General features: G+C 59.4%; 15 protein-coding genes. 9 read left to right on the top strand and 6 right to left on the bottom strand.

The genetic code is table 11. The features are described from left to right. Nucleotides 1-247: 247 nt before the first annotated feature. The 7 genes from ACYZTZ_RS22055 to ACYZTZ_RS22085 all read left to right on the top strand — a co-directional run bounded on the left by ACYZTZ_RS22055 (nucleotide 248) and on the right by ACYZTZ_RS22085 (nucleotide 12193). The gene (locus tag ACYZTZ_RS22055; protein ID WP_056741994.1) at nucleotides 248-2299 is read left to right on the top strand and encodes a putative bifunctional diguanylate cyclase/phosphodiesterase; all 2052 of its coding nucleotides are present in this window, start codon (nucleotides 248-250) and stop codon (nucleotides 2297-2299) included. Nucleotides 2300-2507: 208 nt separating this feature from the next. After that, complete coding sequence (locus tag ACYZTZ_RS22060; RefSeq protein ID WP_134096511.1) at nucleotides 2508-3854, top strand: imelysin family protein; 1347 nt, start codon at nucleotides 2508-2510, stop codon at nucleotides 3852-3854. Between the two features lie 300 nt (nucleotides 3855-4154). After that, a complete protein-coding gene (locus ACYZTZ_RS22065; protein ID WP_461999705.1) occupies nucleotides 4155-5582 on the top strand; it encodes a di-heme oxidoreductase family protein in 1428 nt (475 codons plus the stop codon). A 26-nt stretch (nucleotides 5583-5608) separates the two neighbouring features. After that, nucleotides 5609-6673, top strand: coding sequence for an imelysin family protein (locus ACYZTZ_RS22070; RefSeq protein ID WP_461999706.1), 1065 nt, complete (start codon nucleotides 5609-5611; stop codon nucleotides 6671-6673). Nucleotides 6674-6687: 14 nt separating this feature from the next. Beyond that, nucleotides 6688-7785, top strand: coding sequence for a DUF1513 domain-containing protein (locus ACYZTZ_RS22075; protein ID WP_461999707.1), 1098 nt, complete (start codon nucleotides 6688-6690; stop codon nucleotides 7783-7785). 219 nt (nucleotides 7786-8004) lie between these two features. Beyond that, a complete protein-coding gene (locus ACYZTZ_RS22080) occupies nucleotides 8005-9153 on the top strand; it encodes an efflux RND transporter periplasmic adaptor subunit (protein WP_056741998.1) in 1149 nt (382 codons plus the stop codon). A gap of 13 nt (nucleotides 9154-9166) precedes the next feature. Next, nucleotides 9167-12193, top strand: a complete 3027-nt coding sequence (locus tag ACYZTZ_RS22085; RefSeq protein ID WP_461999708.1) for a multidrug efflux RND transporter permease subunit — start codon at nucleotides 9167-9169, stop codon at nucleotides 12191-12193. Nucleotides 12194-12320: 127 nt separating this feature from the next. On the opposite strand, the gene ACYZTZ_RS22090 is transcribed toward ACYZTZ_RS22085, so the two are convergent. From ACYZTZ_RS22090 to colR, 5 genes are all read right to left on the bottom strand, one after another. Continuing rightward, on the bottom strand, nucleotides 12321-12548 hold the full coding sequence (locus tag ACYZTZ_RS22090) for a hypothetical protein (RefSeq protein ID WP_082555825.1): 228 nt from the start codon (nucleotides 12546-12548) through the stop codon (nucleotides 12321-12323). Nucleotides 12549-12550: 2 nt separating this feature from the next. Beyond that, nucleotides 12551-13264, bottom strand: a complete 714-nt coding sequence (locus tag ACYZTZ_RS22095; protein ID WP_461999709.1) for a lipopolysaccharide kinase InaA family protein — start codon at nucleotides 13262-13264, stop codon at nucleotides 12551-12553. Nucleotides 13265-13268: 4 nt separating this feature from the next. Beyond that, complete coding sequence (locus ACYZTZ_RS22100) at nucleotides 13269-13937, bottom strand: class I SAM-dependent methyltransferase (RefSeq protein ID WP_462000697.1); 669 nt, start codon at nucleotides 13935-13937, stop codon at nucleotides 13269-13271. Nucleotides 13938-14099: 162 nt separating this feature from the next. Continuing rightward, a complete protein-coding gene (locus ACYZTZ_RS22105; protein WP_461999710.1) occupies nucleotides 14100-15377 on the bottom strand; it encodes a sensor histidine kinase in 1278 nt (425 codons plus the stop codon). Beyond that, nucleotides 15367-16050, bottom strand: coding sequence for a two-component system response regulator ColR (colR, locus tag ACYZTZ_RS22110; RefSeq protein ID WP_008155536.1), 684 nt, complete (start codon nucleotides 16048-16050; stop codon nucleotides 15367-15369). The genes ACYZTZ_RS22105 and colR overlap by 11 nt, the downstream gene beginning before the upstream one ends. A 204-nt stretch (nucleotides 16051-16254) precedes the next feature. Between colR and ACYZTZ_RS22115 the strand changes: the two genes are divergently transcribed. Both ACYZTZ_RS22115 and ACYZTZ_RS22120 read left to right on the top strand, forming a co-directional pair. Next, on the top strand, nucleotides 16255-18204 hold the full coding sequence (locus ACYZTZ_RS22115; RefSeq protein WP_461999711.1) for an LTA synthase family protein: 1950 nt from the start codon (nucleotides 16255-16257) through the stop codon (nucleotides 18202-18204). Nucleotides 18205-18258: 54 nt separating this feature from the next. Beyond that, entirely contained in the window at nucleotides 18259-19002 is a 744-nt protein-coding gene (locus ACYZTZ_RS22120) for a phosphatase PAP2 family protein (protein WP_461999712.1), read from the top strand. A 174-nt stretch (nucleotides 19003-19176) separates the two neighbouring features. Here ACYZTZ_RS22120 and groL read toward each other — a convergent pair whose 3' ends face one another. Next, nucleotides 19177-20820, bottom strand: a complete 1644-nt coding sequence (gene groL, locus ACYZTZ_RS22125) for a chaperonin GroEL (RefSeq protein WP_008155543.1) — start codon at nucleotides 20818-20820, stop codon at nucleotides 19177-19179. Nucleotides 20821-20868: the final 48 nt, after the last annotated feature.

Genomic DNA, 20868 nt, shown 5'->3' on the forward strand with positions numbered 1-20868 from the left:
ACAGCGAACCCTTGCCCCAACGCCACAGCCGTCTAACATCAACCAAACGGAAATATGTCCCAATCCCCCTCAAGTTGAAGGACCCAACAACCGACACAGTACGAATAGGCAAACACTCCAAACCACAGCATTTCGGCCAAGCTACAGGCAAAACCCCATGTGATTGATTGTCCCTTTGACTGCCATCACCGGATTGCCAATACTCATGGCAACTTGACGCTACCCGCACGGAACAAGGAATGACTCTTTGAAGCTGGAACTCAAGAACAGCTTGTCGGTGAAGTTGCTTCGGGTCGTGCTCCTGTCGGCATTGATCGTCGGCGTGGTCTTGAGCTGCGCGCAGATCGTTTTCGATGCCTATAAAACACGCCAGGCCGTGGCCAGCGATGCCCAACGCATCCTCGACATGTTCCGCGACCCCTCGACCCAGGCCGTCTACAGCCTGGACCGGGAAATGGGCATGCAGGTTATCGAAGGCCTGTTTCAGGACGACGCTGTGCGCAAGGCCTCCATTGGCCATCCCAACGAAGCCATGCTCGCGCAAAAGTCTCGCGAGCTGCAGCATTCCGACAGTCGCTGGTTGACCGACCTGATCCTCGGCAAGGAGCGCACCTTCACCACCCAGCTGGTGGGTCGCGGCCCTTACAGCGAGTATTACGGCGACTTGAGCATCACCCTCGACACCGCCACCTACGGCCAGGGTTTCATCGTCAGTTCGGTGATCATCTTCATCTCCGGCGTGTTGCGTGCGATGGCCATGGGGCTGGTGCTGTACCTGGTCTATCACTGGCTACTGACCAAGCCGCTGTCGCGGATCATCGAACACCTCACGGAAATCAATCCGGATCGCCCCAGCGCACACAAAATCCCGCTACTCAAGGGGCATGAAAAGAACGAACTGGGGATCTGGATCAACACCGCCAACCAGTTGCTCGAGTCCATCGAGCGCAACACCCATTTGCGCCACGAAGCGGAAAACAGCCTGCTACGCATGGCCCAGTACGACTTCCTCACCGGCCTGCCGAACCGCCAGCAATTGCAGCAGCAACTGGACAAAATCCTGGTAGACGCCGGCAGGTTGCAACGTCGGGTCGCGGTATTGGTGGTCGGCCTGGACGACTTCAAGGGCATCAACGAACAATTCAGCTACCAGACCGGCGACCAACTGCTGCTGGCCCTGGCCGATCGCCTGCGAGCTCACAGCGGACGCCTTGGCGCCCTCGCCCGCCTCGGCGGCGACCAGTTCGCCCTGGTTCAGGCCGACATCGAACAACCCTACGAAGCGGCCGAACTGGCCCAAAGCATTCTCGATGACCTGGAAGCGGCCTTTGCCCTCGATCATCAAGAGATTCGCCTGCGCGCCACCATCGGCATCACCCTGTTCCCCGAAGACGGTGACAGCACCGAGAAGCTGCTGCAAAAAGCCGAGCAGACCATGACCCTGGCCAAGACTCGCTCGCGCAACCGTTATCAGTTCTATATCGCCAGCGTCGACACCGAGATGCGCCGCCGTCGCGAGCTGGAAAAAGACCTGCGCGACGCCTTGGCCCGAGGCCAGTTCTACCTCGTCTACCAACCGCAGATCAGCTATCGCGATCACCGGGTGGTGGGTGTCGAGGCGCTGATTCGCTGGCAGCATCCCGAGCACGGGCTGGTTCCGCCGGACTTGTTCATCCCCCTGGCCGAGCAGAACGGCACCATCATCGCCATCGGCGAATGGGTGCTGGATCAGGCGTGCAAACAATTGCGCGACTGGCATGACCAGGGTTTCGTCGACCTGCGCATGGCGGTGAATCTGTCCACGGTGCAGCTGCACCACGCCGAGTTGCCACGGGTGGTCAACAACCTCCTGCAGATGTACCGCCTGCCACCGCGCAGCCTGGAGCTGGAAGTCACCGAAACCGGCCTGATGGAAGACATCAGCACGGCCGCCCAGCACCTGCTGAGCCTGCGCCGCTCCGGTGCGCTGATCGCGATCGACGACTTCGGCACCGGTTACTCGTCATTGAGCTATCTGAAAAGCCTGCCGCTGGACAAGATCAAGATCGACAAAAGCTTCGTTCAGGACCTGCTCGATGACGACGACGATGCGACCATCGTTCGGGCCATTATCCAGTTGGGCAAGAGCCTGGGCATGCAGGTGATTGCCGAAGGCGTGGAAACCCCCGAGCAAGAGGCCTACATCATCTCCGAGGGCTGTCACGAAGGTCAGGGCTATCTCTACAGCAAGCCGCTGCCGGCGCGGGAATTGAGCGCGTATCTGAAACAGGCCCAGCGCAGTAACGCCGCTATTTTGTAAAAGATCAAAAGATCGCAGCCTCGTTTCACTCTGTAGCAGCTGTCGAGTGAAACGAGGCTGCGTTCTCTTGACCCACGACATAACTCCCCCTGAATAAGAAATATTTCCAAGCACAACCCTTTACACATAATGCGAAAGATTTGCATTATGTCGCAGTTTTGCGCGCTTGCTGCGCCATTCCACCCCTTCTCGAAGCAGGATGTTCGCCATGATTCGTATGCCTCTGGCTACCGCCAGTCTGTTGGCCATCGCTATTTCCCTCGCCGGTTGTGGCGAAGGCAAAGACAAAGCTGTCGCTGCGCAAGCACCGACTCCGGCCGCCAGCACCACGGCCCCGGCTGCTGCACCTGCCGCTGCCAGTAAAGTCGACGAAGCCGCCGCCAAAGCCGTTGTCGCGCATTACGCCGACATCGTCTTCGCCGTTTACAGCGATGCCGAATCCACCGCGAAGACCCTGCAAACCGCCGTCGACGCCTTCCTCGCCAAGCCGAACGCCGACACCCTGAAAGCTGCCAAGGCTGCCTGGATCGCTGCCCGCGTTCCTTACCTGCAGAGCGAAGTGTTCCGCTTCGGCAACACCATCATCGACGACTGGGAAGGTCAGGTGAACTCCTGGCCGCTGGACGAAGGCCTGATCGACTACGTCGACAAATCCTACGAGCACGCACTGGGTAACCCGGGCGCCACGGCCAACATCATCGCCAACACCCAGGTTCAGGTCGGCGAAGACAAGGTCGACGTGAAAGACATCACCCCGGCAAAACTTGCCAGCCTGAACGAGCTGGGTGGCTCCGAGGCCAACGTCGCCACCGGCTACCACGCCATCGAATTCCTGCTCTGGGGCCAGGACTTGAACGGCACTGGCCCTGGCGCCGGCAACCGTCCAGCTTCCGACTACCTGGAAGGCAAAGGCGCAACCGGCGGTCATAACGATCGTCGTCGCGCTTATCTGAAGTCCGTGACCCAACTGCTGGTCAGCGACCTGGAAGAAATGGTCGGTAACTGGAAGCCGAACGTGGCCGACAACTACCGCGCCACCCTGGAAGCCGAGCCAGCTGAATCCGGCCTGCGCAAAATGCTGTTCGGCATGGGCAGCCTGTCCCTGGGCGAACTGGCGGGCGAGCGCATGAAGGTTTCCCTGGAAGCGAACTCCCCGGAAGACGAACAGGATTGCTTCAGCGACAACACCCACAACTCGCACTTCTACGATGCCAAAGGCATTCGTAACGTGTACCTGGGCGAATACACCCGCGTCGACGGCACCAAAATGACCGGCGCCAGCCTGTCGTCCCTGGTGGCCAAGGCTGACCCGGCTGCCGACACCGCGCTCAAAGCCGACCTGGCCGCCACCGAAGCCAAAATCCAGATCATGGTCGATCACGCCAACAAGGGTGAGCACTACGACCAGCTGATCGCCGCCGGCAACACCGCTGGCAACCAGATCGTCCGCGACGCTATCGCTTCCCTGGTCAAGCAGACCGGTTCGATCGAAGCCGCCGCTGGCAAACTGGGCATCAGTGACCTGAACCCGGACAACGCTGATCACGAATTCTGATCAACGCAGGCTGAATAAAAAGGCGACCTTCGGGTCGCCTTTTTCATGCCAGCCTGAACACATTTCCATTGTGGGAGCGAGCTTGCTCGCGATAGCGGTCGTACATTCAACATCAATGTCGACTGTGATGACGCCATCGCGAGCAAGCTCGCTCCCACATTGGATTGTGTTCCCACAGGGGAATTGTGGCGTCCAGATAAATACTGTCCCACATCAACCAAACGATAATTCCTCTTATTCAATCTCCCCTGCCCTGTTAGACTTTGCGCCCCTTGTTTTGCTCGTCTTGCAGGATGTCCGATGCCCTCGCTGCCTCTTCGCTTGTCCGCACTGTTTCTGGCCCTGGGCCTGAGTGCCTGCGATGACGCCCCGCGTTTTACCCAGGCCGAACCCGGTGAAGCCCGGTCCGGTGGCAGTGCAACCGTGCGCAAGACCGATCAGAACTCATTTTCTTTGCCGTCCGCCAACCTGTCGCCGTCACGACGCGTGGACTTCAGTGTCGGCAACAGTTTTTTCCGTAATCCCTGGGTGATCGCGCCGTCGACCACCACCGCCCGGGATGGCCTCGGGCCGTTGTTCAACACCAACGCGTGCCAGGGCTGCCACATCAAGGACGGCCGCGGTCATCCGCCCACGCCTGATGCGCAGAACGCCGTGTCGATGCTGGTACGCCTGTCGATTCCCGATGCGCCGGCCTATGCCAAGGTCATCGAGCAGCTTGGTGTCGTTCCGGAACCGGTCTACGGCGGACAGTTCCAGGACATGTCCGTGCCAGGTGTCGTGCCGGAAGGCAAAGTGCGCGTCGATTACACGCCCGTTCCGATTCGTTTCAAGGACGGCACCGAAGTCGAGTTGCGCAAACCGACGTTGCAGATCACCCAGCTCGGCTACGGCCCGATGCACCCTGACACGCGTTTCTCGGCCAGGGTCGCACCGCCAATGATTGGCCTGGGCCTGCTTGAAGCGATTCCCGACGAGGCGATCCTGGCCAATGCCGAGGCTCAGGCAAAAGACAAAAACGGTATCGCCGGACGCCCGAACCGGGTCTGGGATGACACGCAGCAAAAAACCGTTCTCGGGCGATTTGGCTGGAAGGCCGGGCAACCGAACCTCAATCAACAGAATGTTCATGCGTTTTCCGGTGACATGGGCCTGACCACCAGCCTGAGGCCCGTTGATGACTGCACCGACGCGCAAACCGCCTGCAAACAGGCACCGAATGGTAATGGCCCGGATGGCGAGCCGGAAGTCAGCGACAACATCCTGCGCCTGGTGCTGTTCTACAGCCGAAACCTCGCCGTACCGGCCCGCCGCGATGTCAGCGCCCCCGAGGTGCTGGCCGGCAAGAATCTGTTTTTCCAGGCCGGATGCCAGTCCTGCCACACCCCGAAATACACCACCGCCGCCAACGCCGCAGAACCTGAACTGGCCAATCAAGTGATTCGCCCTTACAGCGATCTGCTGCTGCATGACATGGGCGAGGGTCTGGCCGACAACCGTACCGAATTCCAGGCCAGCGGCCGCGACTGGCGCACGCCGCCGTTGTGGGGCATCGGCCTGACGCAGGCGGTCAGTGGCCACACCCAGTTTTTGCACGATGGCCGCGCCCGCAATCTGCTCGAAGCCGTGCTCTGGCATGGCGGCGAAGCCACAGCGGCGCAGCAACAGGTTTTATCTTTCAACGCCGAACAGCGCGCTGCGTTGCTGACGTTCTTGAATTCCCTTTAATACGTATTCCATAGCGGGAGCCCGACATGTTCCGTCCCAAATTGTTGTTCACCAGCCTTGCCGCGCTAGCCTTGGGCGCCTGTTCACCGCAGGATCCGCAGGCCGTCACGTCAGCAGCCATCGCCAAGTCGGTGATCCTGCCGACCTACGCGCGCTGGGTTGAAGCCGACCGCCAACTGGCCGTCAGTGCGTTGGCCTACTGCGAAGGCAAGGAAAACCTCGACACCGCCCGCGCCGACTTCCTGCATGCACAGAAAGCCTGGGCCGAGCTGCAGCCGCTGCTGATCGGGCCGTTGGCCGAGGGCAATCGCGCCTGGCAGGTGCAGTTCTGGCCGGACAAGAAAAACCTCGTCGGCCGTCAGGTCGAGCAACTGGTCACCGCACAGCCGCAGATCGATGCCGCTGCCCTGGCCAAGTCCAGCGTTGTGGTTCAAGGCCTTTCCGCCTACGAATACATCCTGTTCGACAGCAAGCCTGATGTGGCCAACGCTGAACAGAAAGCCAAGTACTGCCCGCTGCTGATCGCGATTGGCGAGCGTCAGAAACAACTGGCCGAAGAGATTCTGAAAAGCTGGAACAACACCGACGGCATGCTCGCGCAGATGAGCAAATTCCCGAACCAGCGCTACGCCGATTCCCACGAAGCCATCGCCGATCTGTTGCGCGTGCAAGTCACCGCCATCGACAGCCTGAAGAAAAAACTCGGCACGCCGATGGGCCGTCAGACGAAGGGGGTGCCGCAACCGTTCCAGGCCGATGCATGGCGCAGCCAGTCGTCCCTGACCGGCCTCGAAGCCAGCCTCGCCGCCGCCAAAACGGTGTGGGAAGGCGTCGACAACAAAGGCCTGCGCGGCCTGTTGCCGAGCGAGCAGAAACCGTTGGCCGACAAGATCGACGCCGCTTACGCCGCGTCCCTGAAACTGTTCGCCAGCAACCAACGCTCGCTGACCGAAATGCTCAACGACGATGCCGGTCGCCAGCAACTCAACGATCTCTATGACAGCCTCAACGTCGTCCACCGCCTGCACGAAGGCGAACTGGCCAAGGCGCTGGGCATCCAACTGGGCTTCAACGCCAACGACGGTGACTGATGAGGGCAAGTTCCATGCTGCGACGCCAGGCTCTGACGTTAGGTAGTTTGCTGCTGGGTGCGGTGACACTGGGCGGCTGGACGCTGTTCAAGCAGAAGGACAAAAGCCCGCTGCTGCTCTCGGCGCGGGACGACACCGACGGCAAGCACTATGCCGTCGGTTACCGGCTGGACGGCACCCGGGTGTTTGCCACCCAGGTCGGCCAGCGCTGCCACGACATCATCAATCACCCGACGCTGCCGATTGCGCTGTTCGTCGCCCGTCGTCCTGGCACCGAGAGTTACCTGATCGACCTGCGCGACGGCACGTTGCTGCAAACCGTGACCTCGCTGCCGAACCGGCACTTCTACGGTCACGCGGTGATTCACAAGAGCGGCGACTGGCTGTACGCCACCGAGAACGACACCTCCGATCCGGGGCGCGGCTTGCTCGGTGTGTATAAGTTCGAAGGTGAGCGGCTGGTGCACAGCGGTGAGATTTCGACTCATGGCGTCGGCCCGCATCAGGTGTCGTGGATGCCCGACGGTGAAACCCTGGTGGTGGCCAACGGCGGCATTCGCACCGAGGCCGAAAGCCGCGTCGAGATGAACCTCAACGCCATGGAACCGAGCCTGGTCCTGATGCAACGCGACGGCACCTTGCTGAGCAAGGAAACCCTCGCCCAGCAGATGAACAGTGTGCGTCATTTGGGGATTGCCAGCGACGGCACCATCGTCGCCGGTCAGCAGTTCATGGGGCCGTCTCACGAGTCGTCGGAGCTGCTGGCGATCAAGCGTCCCGGCCAGCCTTTCGTGGCCTTTCCGGTACCTGAGCATCAGTTGCAGGCCATGGGGCATTACACCGCCAGCGTCGCGGTGCACAGCGAATTGCGCCTGGTCGCGTTGACTGCGCCACGGGGCAACCGCTTTTTCATCTGGGACCTGGACAGCGGTGAAGTGCGCCTGGACGCGCCGCTTCCCGATTGCGCCGGGGTCGGCTCGGTAGCCGATGGCTTTGTCGTGACCTCGGGTCAAGGGCGCTGCCGGTTCTACGATTGCCGCCAGACAAGCCTTGTAGCAAAACCCCTCGATCTACCCGCAGGGCTCTGGGACAACCACCTGCACCTCATCTAGACACGGTCCTTTGTAGGAGCCGAGCTTGGTCCGGGCGGCGTTCCGACGATGGCGGTGTATCAGTCGATATTTTCGTTGGCTGACCCACCGCTATCGCGAGCAAGCTCGGCTCCCACAGGTTTTGCGCTTGCCTGTAAAAAGTGCCGGTTGGAATCCCCGGCACACTCGGAGTAATGTGCCCCGACTGTCTCACCTGATTTTCTCCAAGGAAGTGGAAATATGCTGCGTCGCCGCATGCTGATCATGTTGGGTGTTGTTTTGCTGATCGTGCTGGTGCTGGCCGGTTACAAAGCCTTCTCCATCTATACGATGATTCAGGGCTTTGCTGTGCCGAAACCGGCGATCAGTGTCGCCGTGGCCACGGCCACCGAACGGCCGTGGCAAGCCCGCCTGCCCACCGTCGGCACCCTGAAGGCGCTGCAAGGCGTGGACCTGAGCCTGGAGACCGACGGCACCGTCATCGATTTGCAGTTCGAATCAGGCCAGAAGGTCAAGGTCGGCCAACCGCTGCTTTTGCTTGATAGCGTGGTAGAAACCGCCCTGCTCGAAACCGCTCAGGCCGACCTGGGTCTGGCGCAGCTCGATTACGGTCGCGGCAGTCAATTGGTGGGTAGCCAGGCCATTTCCAAAGGCGAATTCGACCGGCTCTCTGCAGTGCTGAAAAAGAGCCGGGCCACGGTCAATCAGCTCAAGGCGGCGCTGGCCAAAAAACGCTTGCTCGCACCGTTCAGCGGGACCATCGGCATTCGTCAGGTGGACATCGGTGACTATCTCGCCAGCGGCACCATGATTGCCACCCTGCAAGACCTCAGCAGCCTCTATGTAGACTTCTTCGTGCCCGAGCAGTCGGTACCGAAGATCGCCCTCGGTCAACCGGTGCAGATCATTGTCGCGGCCTACCCGACACAAACCTTCCCCGGCACCATCAGCGCGATCAACCCGAAAGTCGAAAACAGTACCCGCAACGTCCAGGTCCGCGCGACCCTGGCCAACCCCGACGGCAAACTGCTGCCGGGGATGTTCGCCAGCCTGCAAGTGTTGTTGCCCGACCCGCAGCCGCGCATTGTCGTGCCGGAAAGCGCGATCACTTACACGCTGTACGGCAACTCGCTCTATGTCGTTGCGCAGAAAAAAGCCGAAGACGGCAGCCTGGAAAAAGACGACAAGGGCCAACCGATCCTGATTGCCGAACGGCGCTTCATCGAAACCGGCGAGCGCCGCGACGGGCAAGTGATGATCACCAAAGGTGTGCAGAACGGCGAAAAAGTGGTTACGGCCGGCCAAATCAAACTGGACAACGGCGCACACATTGCGATCAGCGACGACAAGACCCTAGCCGAGAAGAACAGCCCGCCGCGCGCGGACTGATCAAGGAATCCCCATGGCTTTTACCGACCCGTTCATCCGCCGCCCGGTGCTCGCCACCGTGGTCAGCCTGTTGATTGTGCTGCTGGGCTTCCAGGCCTGGAGCAAGTTGCCGCTGCGCCAGTATCCACAAATGGAAAACGCCCTGATCACGGTGACCACCGCTTATCCCGGGGCCAACGCCGAAACCATTCAGGGCTACATCACCCAACCGATGCAACAAAGTCTGGCGAGCGCCGAAGGCATCGATTACATGACCTCGGTCAGTCGCCAGAACTTCTCGGTGATCTCGATCTACGCGCGCATCGGCTCCAACAGCGACCGCTTGTTCACCGAACTGCTGGCCAAGGCCAACGAGGTGAAGAACCAGCTGCCCCAGGACGCCGAAGACCCGGTGCTGAGCAAGGAAGCCGCCGACGCCTCGGCACTGATGTACATCAGCTTCTTCAGTAAGGAGCTGAGCAACCCGCAAATTACCGACTACCTGTCGCGGGTCATCCAGCCGAAACTGGCGACCCTGCCGGGCATGGCTGAAGCCGAGATTCTCGGCAACCAGGTGTTCGCCATGCGTCTGTGGCTGGACCCGGTCAAGCTCGCCGGTTTCGGCCTGAGTGCCAGCGACGTGACCGATGCCGTGCGCAAGTACAACTTCCTCTCCGCCGCCGGCGAAGTGAAAGGCGAGTACGTCGTCACCAGCATCAACGCCAACACCGAGCTCAAATCCGCTGAAGCCTTTGCCGCGATTCCGCTCAAGGTCGAGGGCGACAGTCGCGTGCTGCTCAGCGATGTGGCGCGGGTTGAAATGGGTGCGGAAAACTACAACTCGATCAGCTCCTTCGGCGGCACACCTTCGGTGTACATCGGCATCAAGGCCACGCCCGGCGCCAACCCGCTGGACGTGATCAAGGAAGTGCGCAAGATCATGCCGGACCTGGAAGCCCAGCTGCCGCCAAACCTTAAAGGTGAAATCGCCTACGACGCCACGCTCTTTATCCAGGCCTCGATCAACGAGGTGATCAAAACATTGTTCGAAGCGGTGCTGATCGTGATCGTGGTGGTGTTCCTGTTTCTCGGCGCGCTGCGTTCGGTGGTGATCCCGGTGGTCACCATCCCGCTGTCGATGATCGGCGTGATGTTCTTCATGCAGATGATGGGCTACTCGATCAACCTGCTGACGTTGCTGGCCATGGTATTGGCCATCGGCCTGGTGGTGGACGACGCCATCGTCGTGGTGGAAAACATCCACCGGCACATCGAAGAAGGCAAGACGCCGCTGGATGCAGCCATCGAAGGCGCCCGGGAAATCGCCATGCCGGTGGTCTCGATGACCATCACCCTCGCGGCGGTCTATGCGCCGATCGGCTTCCTGACGGGGCTCACGGGAGCGCTGTTCAAGGAGTTCGCCCTGACCCTGGCCGGCGCGGTGGTGATCTCCGGCATCGTCGCCCTGACCCTGTCGCCGATGATGTGCGCCTTCCTGCTGCGTCATGACGAAAATCCCAGCGGCCTGGCCCATCGCCTGGACCTGATTTTCGAAGGCCTCAAGCGCCGTTACCAAAGCATGCTGCACGCAACCCTGAGCACCCGGCCGGTGGTGCTGGTGTTCGCGGTGATCGTGCTGTGCCTGATTCCGGTACTGCTCACGTTCACCAAGTCGGAACTGGCGCCGGACGAGGACCAGGGCATCATTTTCATGATGGCCAACGCCCCGCAACCGGCCAACCTCGACTATCTGAGCACCTACACCGACGAGTTCGTCACGATCTTCAAGACGTTTCCCGAGTACTACTCGTCGTTCCAGATCAATGGCTTCAACGGCGTGCAATCGGGGATCGGCGGCTTCCTGCTCAAGCCGTGGAACGAACGCAGCCGCACTCAGATGCAAATCCTGCCCGAGGTCCAGCGCAAACTGGAGAGCATTTCCGGGTTGCAAATCTTCGGCTTCAACCTGCCTTCCCTGCCCGGTACCGGCGAGGGGCTGCCGTTTCAGTTCGTCATCAACTCCGCCAAGGATTACGAGTCGCTGCTGCAAGTGACCGACCGGGTGAAAAAGCGGGCAATGGAATCCGGCAAATTCGCCTTCGTCGACGTCGACCTGGCGTTCGACAAACCTGAAGTGGTGGTGGATATCGATCGCGCCAAAGCCGCACAGATGGGTGTTTCCATGCAGGATCTGGGCGGAACGCTCGCGACATTGCTGGGTGAGGCGGAGATCAACCGTTTCACCATTGAAGGTCGCAGCTACAAAGTCATCGCGCAGGTCGAACGGCCCTTCCGGGATAACCCCGACTGGCTGAACAATTATTATGTGAGGAACACCCAAGGCGAACTGCTGGCCCTGTCGACCCTGATCACCGTGACTGACCGGGCGCGTCCACGGCAGTTGAACCAGTTCCAGCAACTCAACTCGGCCATCCTGTCCGGGGTGCCGCTGGTCAGCATGGGTGAAGCCATCGACGCCGTGCGCCAGATCGCTCGGGAAGAGGCGCCGGTGGGTTATGCCTTCGACTATGCCGGCGCATCCCGGCAATACGTCCAGGAAGGCAGTGCGCTGTGGGTCACCTTCGCCCTGGCGCTGGCGATCATTTTCCTGGTACTGGCCGCCCAGTTCGAAAGCTTCCGCGATCCGCTGGTGATTCTGGTGACCGTACCTTTGTCGATCTGTGGTGCGCTGATCCCGCTGTTCCTGGGCTGGTCGAGCATGAATATCTACACCCAGGTCGGCCTGGTGACGTTGATCGGGCTGATCAGCAAACACGGAATCCTGATCGTCGAATTTGCCAACCAGTTACGCAAGGACAAAGGCCTGACGCCGCGCGAGGCCGTGGAGGAAGCGGCGGCCATTCGTCTGCGTCCGGTGTTGATGACCACCGCTGCGATGGTGTTCGGCATGGTGCCGTTGATCATCGCCACGGGGGCGGGCGCCGTCAGCCGGTTCGACATCGGCACGGTGATCGCCACAGGGATGTCGATCGGGACGTTGTTTACGTTGTTTGTGCTGCCGTGTGTGTACACCCTGCTGGCAAAACCCGATAAACCCTAGGGAACACAGCACAACCCTGTGGGAGTGAGCCTGCTCGCTCCCACATTTGGTCGATGTCGTTGCTGAAAGGTGGGAATAAAAAAGGCCTCGCATTTTGGCGAGGCCTTTTATTTGGGCTTCAATCTGTTCAACTTTGCGGCCTCAGTCCTTGAGAAAGTCCGAACATGAACAGCAATAAATCATGATCGGGGCGGGATGCCACGGATGCCTTGGCAACTCGTGGCAATGGACAATGCGCGTCGCCGCTCACTGAACTGAGGACCTGCGGGCGGGGCTGCTCCCATGCCGCCACCGCCAGTGAAGCAACTGCCAAGGCTCCTATTAAAAATACACCTCGTGCAATTTCGAGTTTCATTGCTATAAACCCTTGATAGCGCTGCCAAACGCCGTCTTATAAAAGTAGACGAGTTTTTGCCAGTCCGTCGTGCTGAACGACGAGTGGCGACGCAGTTGCTTCATGTCATGAGTAGCCGCTTGCCGGGCGGTCAAACGCCGCCGGCATTTCTCCAGATCGATCAAGGCCACTTCAACTTTGGCAGCCTCGCCTTCACCGGTGACGCGCACGAATACGTGCTTGGCATAAAGGCAGCTGTGCTGCCAGCGGCCCTTGTGCATCCGGGCCAGGTTCTCGGCCAGTTCCTTCAACACTCGATCATGCACAGCCTCACCGTGACGCTCGCGACCGCCGCCAGCGTACCAGTGTTCGATTTCCTCGAAGCCGTCCAGCGCCTTGGTGATCAGCAATGCGCGCCATTTATGCACCGGATCGCGCTGTGCACCGCAGAAAACGATTTCCGGAACGAGAACGTCGAGCAGGTTCAGGCCGATGAGCGCATCGCGCTCGCGCAACACCGTCGGCCGACCGAACGGGTGCAGCAAGCTGCGATGGATATGCCCGGATTGACGTTTAACGTACAGCAGCTGTCCATTGCCGCTCACGACGCGCTGCACACCGCTTTCTCCACCGCGACGGGCGTTGGGTTCTTCTACCCATTCACCGCGCTGATTCCAAAAATAATCGAAGCGGTCCTGGGGAGCGACTTCCGTTTCTGCTGCACATTGCACTGCCATTCTGTTACCTCTTGCGTAATACGTAGACCCGCCACATGGCATAGAGCGGTAAAAAGTCCAGTTGTTCCTGAATATGAAAACCCGCCTGCTCGAATTCCTTTTCAACCGTAGCAGCCGGTAACACAAATCGATTTTGGTAACCTACATGCCCACGGGTTTTCTCGAGGCGCTTGCGTTTCCACGCTTTGAAATTGCCATCCACCCACAAGGAAAGGATCACGCTGTCGCGAGTGACTCGCTCGAACTCGCGCAAAATAGCCAGTCGATGCTCGGCTTCACCGATGTGATGGAGCAAACGCATGCAGAAAATGCTGTCGACGGCGTTATCAGGCAAGGCAATGTCGAATGCAGAAGTGTGCAAGGGTTGTACCCGTTTCACCACCTCGGCAGGTTGCGCCTGCATGGCAATCTTCAGCATTGATTCAGAGTTGTCGGCCCCGATGATGGCTCGATTGGTTTTTTCCGCCAGCAATGGCCAGAAACGCCCCGCACCGCAGGGCAAATCGAGGATCAGCCCCGGCTCACCGGCCAGTGCCAACGCCTTGCGCGCCAGTTGCTCGTCACGCCAGTGGGACAGGCGACGGCCAAAGCCATCCTGGTGTTTGCGCAGATATCGTTGAGCGTGTTGATCGTCGTATTTTTCGGAAAAATCCAGTTTGATCGGGCCGTCCATCATCAAGGTTTCCTGAGCTGCTGATGGCTCCCACGATAGGTCGCGCCGTGTCAGCGTCAGGTCATGCCGCTGTGAAAAAAACGTCATGTAAAACGCCAAATTATTTCGAGGATTTACGGGACGAAAACAATTGCACGGGGTTAATGCATTTCAATAAGGCGATCAGTTACTCGTTGACAACTCCACCTGAAAACGACAGCCGTTGGGTTCCATGTTCGTCAGGCTGACGCTCCAACCCTGGTTTTCACAGATCCGTTGCACCAGCGACAGCCCCAGCCCCAGGCCTTCGCCGCGTTTCTCGCTACCCCGCACGAAGGGCTCGAACATCGCCTCGCGTTTTTCCTCGGGAATGCCCACACCACTGTCTTCGACGATAAACCCGGTGGCCGTCAGCGTCAGGCGAATGAACCCGCGCTCGGTGTAATGCAGCGCATTACGCAGCAGGTTGCCCATGACCGCGTGCAGAAGGGTTGCGTTGTAGCAGGTATTTGCCGGATTGCCTCGTTCAAAGATCAGCGTCAGTCCCTTGGACTCGATCGGCTCGCGCCACAGATTGAGCAGTCCATCAGCGACCTGGTTCAGAGTCTGCTGGGGCGACATGCTGGCGTCTTCACGTTGTGCGCGGGCCAACATCAGAAAGGTTTGCACCAGCTCACGCATCTCTTCACAGGCGCGGGCGATTCGCTCGACCTGAGCACGTCCACGCTGATCGATGCCGGGGTTTTCCAGCAGCAGCTCGCAGGAACTGGCCAGTACCATCAATGGCGTGCGCAGCTCGTGGCTGACGTCACTGGTAAACAACCGTTCGCGGGTCAACGCCTGGCGCAAGCGCCCGAGGGTGGCGTCGAAGGCCACGGCTAACTCGCCCACCTCATCAGCGGCGTAATCCGGCGCCAGGGGTGGCGCAAGACCCAACAATTGGTCACGGTGACGGACCTGGCGGGCCAGTCGCACCACAGGCGCCATCACTTTGCGCGCCAGTATCCAGCCGAGAAATACCGCCAATGCCAGACTCAGGACGAAGCCCACCAGCACCACGGCAAAAAGCACCCGTTCACGCTCTTCGAAATCGCTCTGATCCTGTAACAGCACATAACGCCGGCCGTCGACGACTTCGACCATCGCGTGATACGACAGCTGCTCACGAAACACTTCGTGAAAACCCGGCTCCAGATGGCGTAAATCTTTGGGCAACTGAAAATCGCCCGGTCCGCCACTGAAATAGAACAGCTGGTCCGGCTCGGGACGATGGCTCCAGTCCGTGACACTGTCCATCAGCAACAGCCGTTGTAAATCGCCCCCCAGACCTGCCGAAATCAGTTTTTCTTCCACCAGGTGCACAGTCGCCACAATGCCCATGGCAAAGGCTCCCGCGACCAGTGCGCTCATCAGCGCAAAGGCGATGATGATCCGTTGAGCAAGGCTCTGTTTAAACTCCATCACGCCCCTCGGCCAAGCGATAACCCACACCGTGCACGGTTTGCAGCAACGGTTTGGCGAACGGCTTGTCGATCACTTGGCGCAATTGATGGACGTGGCTGCGCAGGCTGTCACTGTCCGGGCAGTCGTCACCCCACAGCGCCTCTTCGAGAATTTCCCGGCGCAGCACATGCGGACTTTTCTGCATCAACACGGCCAGCAACTTCAGGCCCACCGGGTTGAGTTTGAGCAGACGACCTTCGCGGGTGACTTCCAGGGTGTCGAGGTCGTAGTTCAGATCGCCGACCTGCAAAGTACGGCGACCGCCACCCTGGGTGCGACGCATGACCGCCTCGATGCGCGCCGCCAATTCAGACAGGGCAAAGGGTTTGATCAGGTAATCATCGGCGCCGGATTTGAAACCTTGCAGCCGGTCGTCCAATTGATCGCGGGCGGTGAGCATGATCACCGGCGTGTCGCGGCGCGCATCTTCACGCAGGCGTTTGCACAGGGTGTAACCGTCGATGCCAGGCAACATGATGTCGAGCACGATCAAGTCGTAATGCTCGGTGGCCGCCAGGTGCAAGCCTGACAAACCGTCCTGCGCGCAATCCACGGTATAACCCTTGAGCCCCAGGTAATCGGCCAGATTGGCCAGGATATCGCGGTTGTCTTCAACCAATAGAATTCGCATGGGTATCTCCTGCGTGCACAGTAACGGCCGTCTTGGCCCGCGCAGCTTAAGGCCAAGTGTGGCTGAGGGCTAGGGTTACGGTGCCAGGAATCAATCCGCTCAACCAAATGATAGAGTTAACACGTTTTTCACTATCGATTCACAAGCCGACTACAGTGGAGGCGCGAGAATCCCACGCAATTGTTGTAAAGGAATGTACACACAATGGACCTCTTCAAGACCGCGCCAATGCGCTTTCTCTTGCTCGTGACCGGCACTTGGCTGGTCATTTTCTTGCTGACCCGGATGGTTTTGCTACTCACCCACCTGGATGAGGCCGGTAGCGGATTTCTGTCGGTGTTTGGCATCGGCCTGCTCTACGACCTGGGCTTCATTGCCTACGCAGCGCTGCCGATGGGTCTCTACTTGCTGCTCTGCCCACCGGCCTTATGGCGCCGCCGCGGCCATCGCTGGTTCCTTCAGGGACTGCTGACCGTCAGCCTGTTCGCCATGTTGTTCACCGCGGTAGCCGAGTGGCTGTTCTGGGATGAGTTCGGTGTGCGCTTCAACTTCATCGCCGTCGATTACCTGGTGTATTCCGATGAGGTGTTGAACAACCTGTTGGAGTCTTATCCAATCGGTACGCTGCTGAGCATCCTTGCCGTGTTGGCCGTCGCCTTGAGCTTTGCGTTGCGCAAACCTTTCAATGCCGCGCTGGACGCACCGTTGCCGCCACTGCGCGGGCGCCTGCTGAATGCGCTGGGCCTGTTGATCGTCGCGGGGCTGAGCTTGCAACTGCTCAGCCAGGATTCGCCGCGCGCCCAGGGCGGTAACGCCTATCAGAACGAACTGGCGAGCAATGGGCCCTATCAGTTTTTTGCAGCATTCCGTAACAACGAACTGGATTACCCGCAGTTCTACAGCAGCCTGCCGCCGGCAATCGTTGCTCAGCAGATTCGTGCCGAACTGAGCGAACCCAACGCGCGCTTCATCGGCGAGGATCCGCAGGACATTCGCCGGATGATCGACAACCCGGGCACTGTGCGCAAACCCAACATTGTGCTGGTGACGATTGAAAGCTTCAGCGCCAAGTACATGGGCAGTAACGGCGACGAGCGCAACCTGACACCCAACCTCGATGCCTTGCGCAAGCAGAGCCTGTACTTCAACAACTTCTATGCCACCGGCACCCGCACCGATCGCGGCCTTGAGGCCATTACCCTGGCGATCCCGCCAACCCCAGGGCGTTCGATCGTCAAACGTGTGGGGCGTGAAAGCGGTTTCGCCAGCCTCGGCCAGCAACTCACCGCGGTGGGTTACGACAGCGTGTTCGTCTATGGCGGACGCGGTTACTTCGACAATATGAACGCGTTCTTCAGTGGCAACGGTTACCGTGTGGTGGACCAGAGCAGCGTCGATGAATCAGAGATCAACTTCAAAAATGCCTGGGGCATGGCTGACGAAGATCTCTACAAGCAGACCCTCAAACTGGCCGACGCTGACTACGCAAAACAGCAGCCGTTTCTGCTGCAGCTGATGACCACCTCCAACCATCGCCCTTACACCTACCCGGACAACCGGATCGACATCAAATCCGGCAACGGTCGCGACGGTGCGGTGAAGTACACCGACTATGCCATTGGTCAGTTCCTCGATCAGGCGCGCCAAAAGCCGTGGTTTGACAATACAATCTTCGTCTTCGTCGCCGACCACACGGCCGGCAGCGCCGGCATGGAAGACTTGCCGATCAAAAACTATCAGATTCCGCTGTTCATCTATGCACCGAAGCTGATCGATGCACGGGAAACCGCGCAACTGGCCAGCCAGATCGACCTGGCGCCGACCTTGCTGGGTTTGCTGAACCTGGATTATCAATCGACCTTCTTCGGCCGCAACTTGCTGCAGGACAATCCACTGCCGCCCCGCGTGGTCGTTGGCAATTACCAGCATTTGGGCTTGTTCGACGGCAAGGATTTGGCGATCCTGAGCCCTCGCCAAGGGCTGCGGCGCCATGATGAAGCATTGACCGAGAGCCGCGAGTCCCGGGCCACCGCCAGCGATCCGTTGATTGTCCGTGCTATCACCTATTACCAAACCGCCAGTTATGGCTTCAAGCAACAGCTACTTGGCTGGAAGGCGCCCATGGAGGGCACTGGCCAAGTCAGCGCACATTAATCGAAGCGCCCCGGGCTTGATGCCCCGGGGCTTTTCCTTTGTTCAGGATCCAACATGCCATCAATTGCTGTCCGCCCCGCCTCCCGCCCGCTGAATTTCTGGGTGTGCCTGGGCGTTCCCGCCATCGCAGCGATCACTCTGATGCTGCTCGAATTGACGTCCCTGGACATGGACCTTGCCAAGCTGCTCTATGACCCGGTCGCGGGTGATTTCATCGGGCGGCACAGTTACTTCCTGGAAGACATCCTGCATGACCGCGCCAAGCAAGTGGTCATCGCCTTCTCGGTGTTGTCCATCTTCGGTTTCATCGCCTCTTTTTTCATGGACAGTCTCAAACCGATCAAACGGGAATTGGGCTGCCTGGTGCTGTCTCTGGCGCTGGCAACCTCCTTTGTCACGCCAGTCAAAGCGGTGACGGCCGTTCAATGCCCGTGGAGCCTGGAGCAATTCGGTGGTCACGAAACCTATAGCGAGTTGCTCAGCCCTCGCCCGCACACCGATAAGCCGGGCCGTTGCTGGCCCGGCGGTCATGCGGCAACCGGTTTCACACTGTTTGCGCTGTTCTTTGTCCTGCGCGACCGTCGTCCGCGTCTGGCGCGCAAGGCGTTTGTGTTCGCTTTCGCGTTGGGCACGGTGTTTTCCATCAGCCGGATGATGCAGGGCGCGCACTTCTTTTCGCACAATGTGTGGACGGCGATTTTCTGCTGGCTGATTTGTCTGGGGGCGTATTACTACATCCTTTATCGCCCGGCGGCGAAGGATGAGCGAGCGACCAAGGCAGAATCGGTCAACGCCTGAGGGAAGATCAAAAGATCGTCCGAACGCGGCCCGAACCTTCGCCAGCTCCTACAGGGGATCGCGTTCTTTTGTAGGAGCTGCCGCAGGCTGCGATCTTTTGACTTTATAGAGGACAATAAAAAACCCCGCCTGCTTATCGCAGGCGGGGTTTTTTAGTACAGGGGTAAGGCTGGCTTACATCATGCCGCCCATGCCGCCCATACCGCCCATGTCTGGCATGCCGCCGCCAGCTGGACCGTCTTCCTTGATCTCAGCGATCATGGCTTCGGTGGTGATCATCAGGCTGGCAATCGACGAAGCCGCTTGCAGAGCCGAACGAGTCACTTTAGCCGGGTCCAGGATACCCATTTCGATCATGTCGCCGTATTCGCCGGTAGCAGCGTTGTAACCGTAGTTACCTGAACCCTGCTTGACCTTGTCGACCACTACGCTTGGCTCGTCGCCGGAGTTGGCAACGATCTGACGCAGTGGCGCTTCAACAGCGCGACGCAGCAACTGGATGCCAACGTTCTGGTCATCGTTGTCGCCTTTCAGCTCGGAGATTGCCTGCAGAGCGCGAACCAGTGCCACGCCGCCGCCAGGTACCACGCCTTCTTCAACGGCTGCACGGGTAGCGTGCAGGGCGTCTTCAACGCGGGCTTTCTTCTCTTTCATTTCAACTTCGGAACCAGCGCCAACCTTGATCACTGCAACGCCGCCGGACAGTTTGGCCAGACGCTCTTGCAGTTTTTCACGGTCGTAGTCGGACGAAGTGTCGGCCACTTGCTGACGGATCTGCAGAACGCGAGCCTGGATGTCAGCCTCAACGCCGGCACCGTCGATCACGGTGGTGTTTTCTTTGGACAGGATCACGCGCTTGGCATTACCCAGGTGTTCCAGGGTAGTGCTTTCCAGGCTCAGACCGATCTCTTCGGAGATAACGGTACCGCCAGTCAGAACAGCGATGTCCTGCAGCATGGCCTTGCGACGGTCGCCGAAGCCTGGAGCCTTGACGGCTGCGACTTTAACGATGCCACGCATGTTGTTCACAACCAGAGTCGCCAGGGCTTCGCCTTCAACGTCTTCGGCCACGATCAGCAGTGGACGGCCGGCTTTGGCAACGGCTTCCAGTACTGGCAGCATTTCGCGGATGTTCGAGATCTTTTTGTCGACCAGCAGGATCAGCGGACCGTCCAGCTCGGCAGTCATGGTCTCTGGCTTGTTGACGAAGTACGGGGACAGGTAGCCACGGTCGAACTGCATGCCTTCAACAACCGACAGTTCGTTTTCCAGGCCCGAGCCTTCTTCAACGGTGATCACGCCTTCTTTACCGACTTTTTCCATGGCTTCGGCAATGATGTCGCCGATGGAGCTGTCGGAGTTGGCCGAGATGGTGCCGACCTGAGCGATTGCCTTGGTGTCAGCGCAAGGCTTGGACAGGGCTTTCAGCTCTTTGACGATAGCGATGGTCGCTTTGTCGATACCGCGCTTCAGGTCCATCGGGTTCATGCCGGCAGCGACGGCTTTCAGGCCTTCGTTGACGATCGATTGAGCCAGAACGGTAGCGGTGGTGGTGCCGTCGCCTGCGTCATCGTTGGCACGGGAGGCAACGTCTTTGACCAGCTGCGCGCCCATGTTTTCGAAGCGATCTTTCAGCTCGATTTCTTTGGCAACGGACACGCCGTCCTTGGTGATGGTCGGAGCGCCGAAGCTCTTCTCGATGATCACGTTACGGCCTTTAGGGCCCAGGGTCGCTTTTACTGCGTCAGCCAGGACGTTGACACCGGCGAGCATTTTCTTGCGGGCGGAATCGCCGAATTTAACTTCTTTAGCAGCCATGATCGATATTCCTTAAATACTTTGTAGTAGCGGGAAAATGAGCGGGGA

The organism is Pseudomonas sp. LB3P58, from assembly GCF_054897895.1.

Bases quoted from the DNA above. Each gene is read 5' to 3' on its own strand.
- ACYZTZ_RS22060 (WP_134096511.1), top strand. From the start codon at position 2,508: ATGATTCGTATGCCTCTGGCTACCGCCAGTCTGTTGGCCATCGCTATT.
- ACYZTZ_RS22065 (WP_461999705.1), top strand. From the start codon at position 4,155: ATGCCCTCGCTGCCTCTTCGCTTGTCCGCACTGTTTCTGGCCCTGGGC.
- ACYZTZ_RS22070 (WP_461999706.1), top strand. From the start codon at position 5,609: ATGTTCCGTCCCAAATTGTTGTTCACCAGCCTTGCCGCGCTAGCCTTG.
- ACYZTZ_RS22075 (WP_461999707.1), top strand. From the start codon at position 6,688: ATGCTGCGACGCCAGGCTCTGACGTTAGGTAGTTTGCTGCTGGGTGCG.
- ACYZTZ_RS22080 (WP_056741998.1), top strand. From the start codon at position 8,005: ATGCTGCGTCGCCGCATGCTGATCATGTTGGGTGTTGTTTTGCTGATC.
- ACYZTZ_RS22085 (WP_461999708.1), top strand. From the start codon at position 9,167: ATGGCTTTTACCGACCCGTTCATCCGCCGCCCGGTGCTCGCCACCGTG.
- ACYZTZ_RS22090 (WP_082555825.1), bottom strand. From the start codon at position 12,548: ATGAAACTCGAAATTGCACGAGGTGTATTTTTAATAGGAGCCTTGGCA.
- ACYZTZ_RS22095 (WP_461999709.1), bottom strand. From the start codon at position 13,264: ATGGCAGTGCAATGTGCAGCAGAAACGGAAGTCGCTCCCCAGGACCGC.
- ACYZTZ_RS22100 (WP_462000697.1), bottom strand. From the start codon at position 13,937: ATGGACGGCCCGATCAAACTGGATTTTTCCGAAAAATACGACGATCAA.
- ACYZTZ_RS22105 (WP_461999710.1), bottom strand. From the start codon at position 15,377: ATGGAGTTTAAACAGAGCCTTGCTCAACGGATCATCATCGCCTTTGCG.
- colR (WP_008155536.1), bottom strand. From the start codon at position 16,050: ATGCGAATTCTATTGGTTGAAGACAACCGCGATATCCTGGCCAATCTG.
- ACYZTZ_RS22115 (WP_461999711.1), top strand. From the start codon at position 16,255: ATGGACCTCTTCAAGACCGCGCCAATGCGCTTTCTCTTGCTCGTGACC.
- ACYZTZ_RS22120 (WP_461999712.1), top strand. From the start codon at position 18,259: ATGCCATCAATTGCTGTCCGCCCCGCCTCCCGCCCGCTGAATTTCTGG.
- groL (WP_008155543.1), bottom strand. From the start codon at position 20,820: ATGGCTGCTAAAGAAGTTAAATTCGGCGATTCCGCCCGCAAGAAAATG.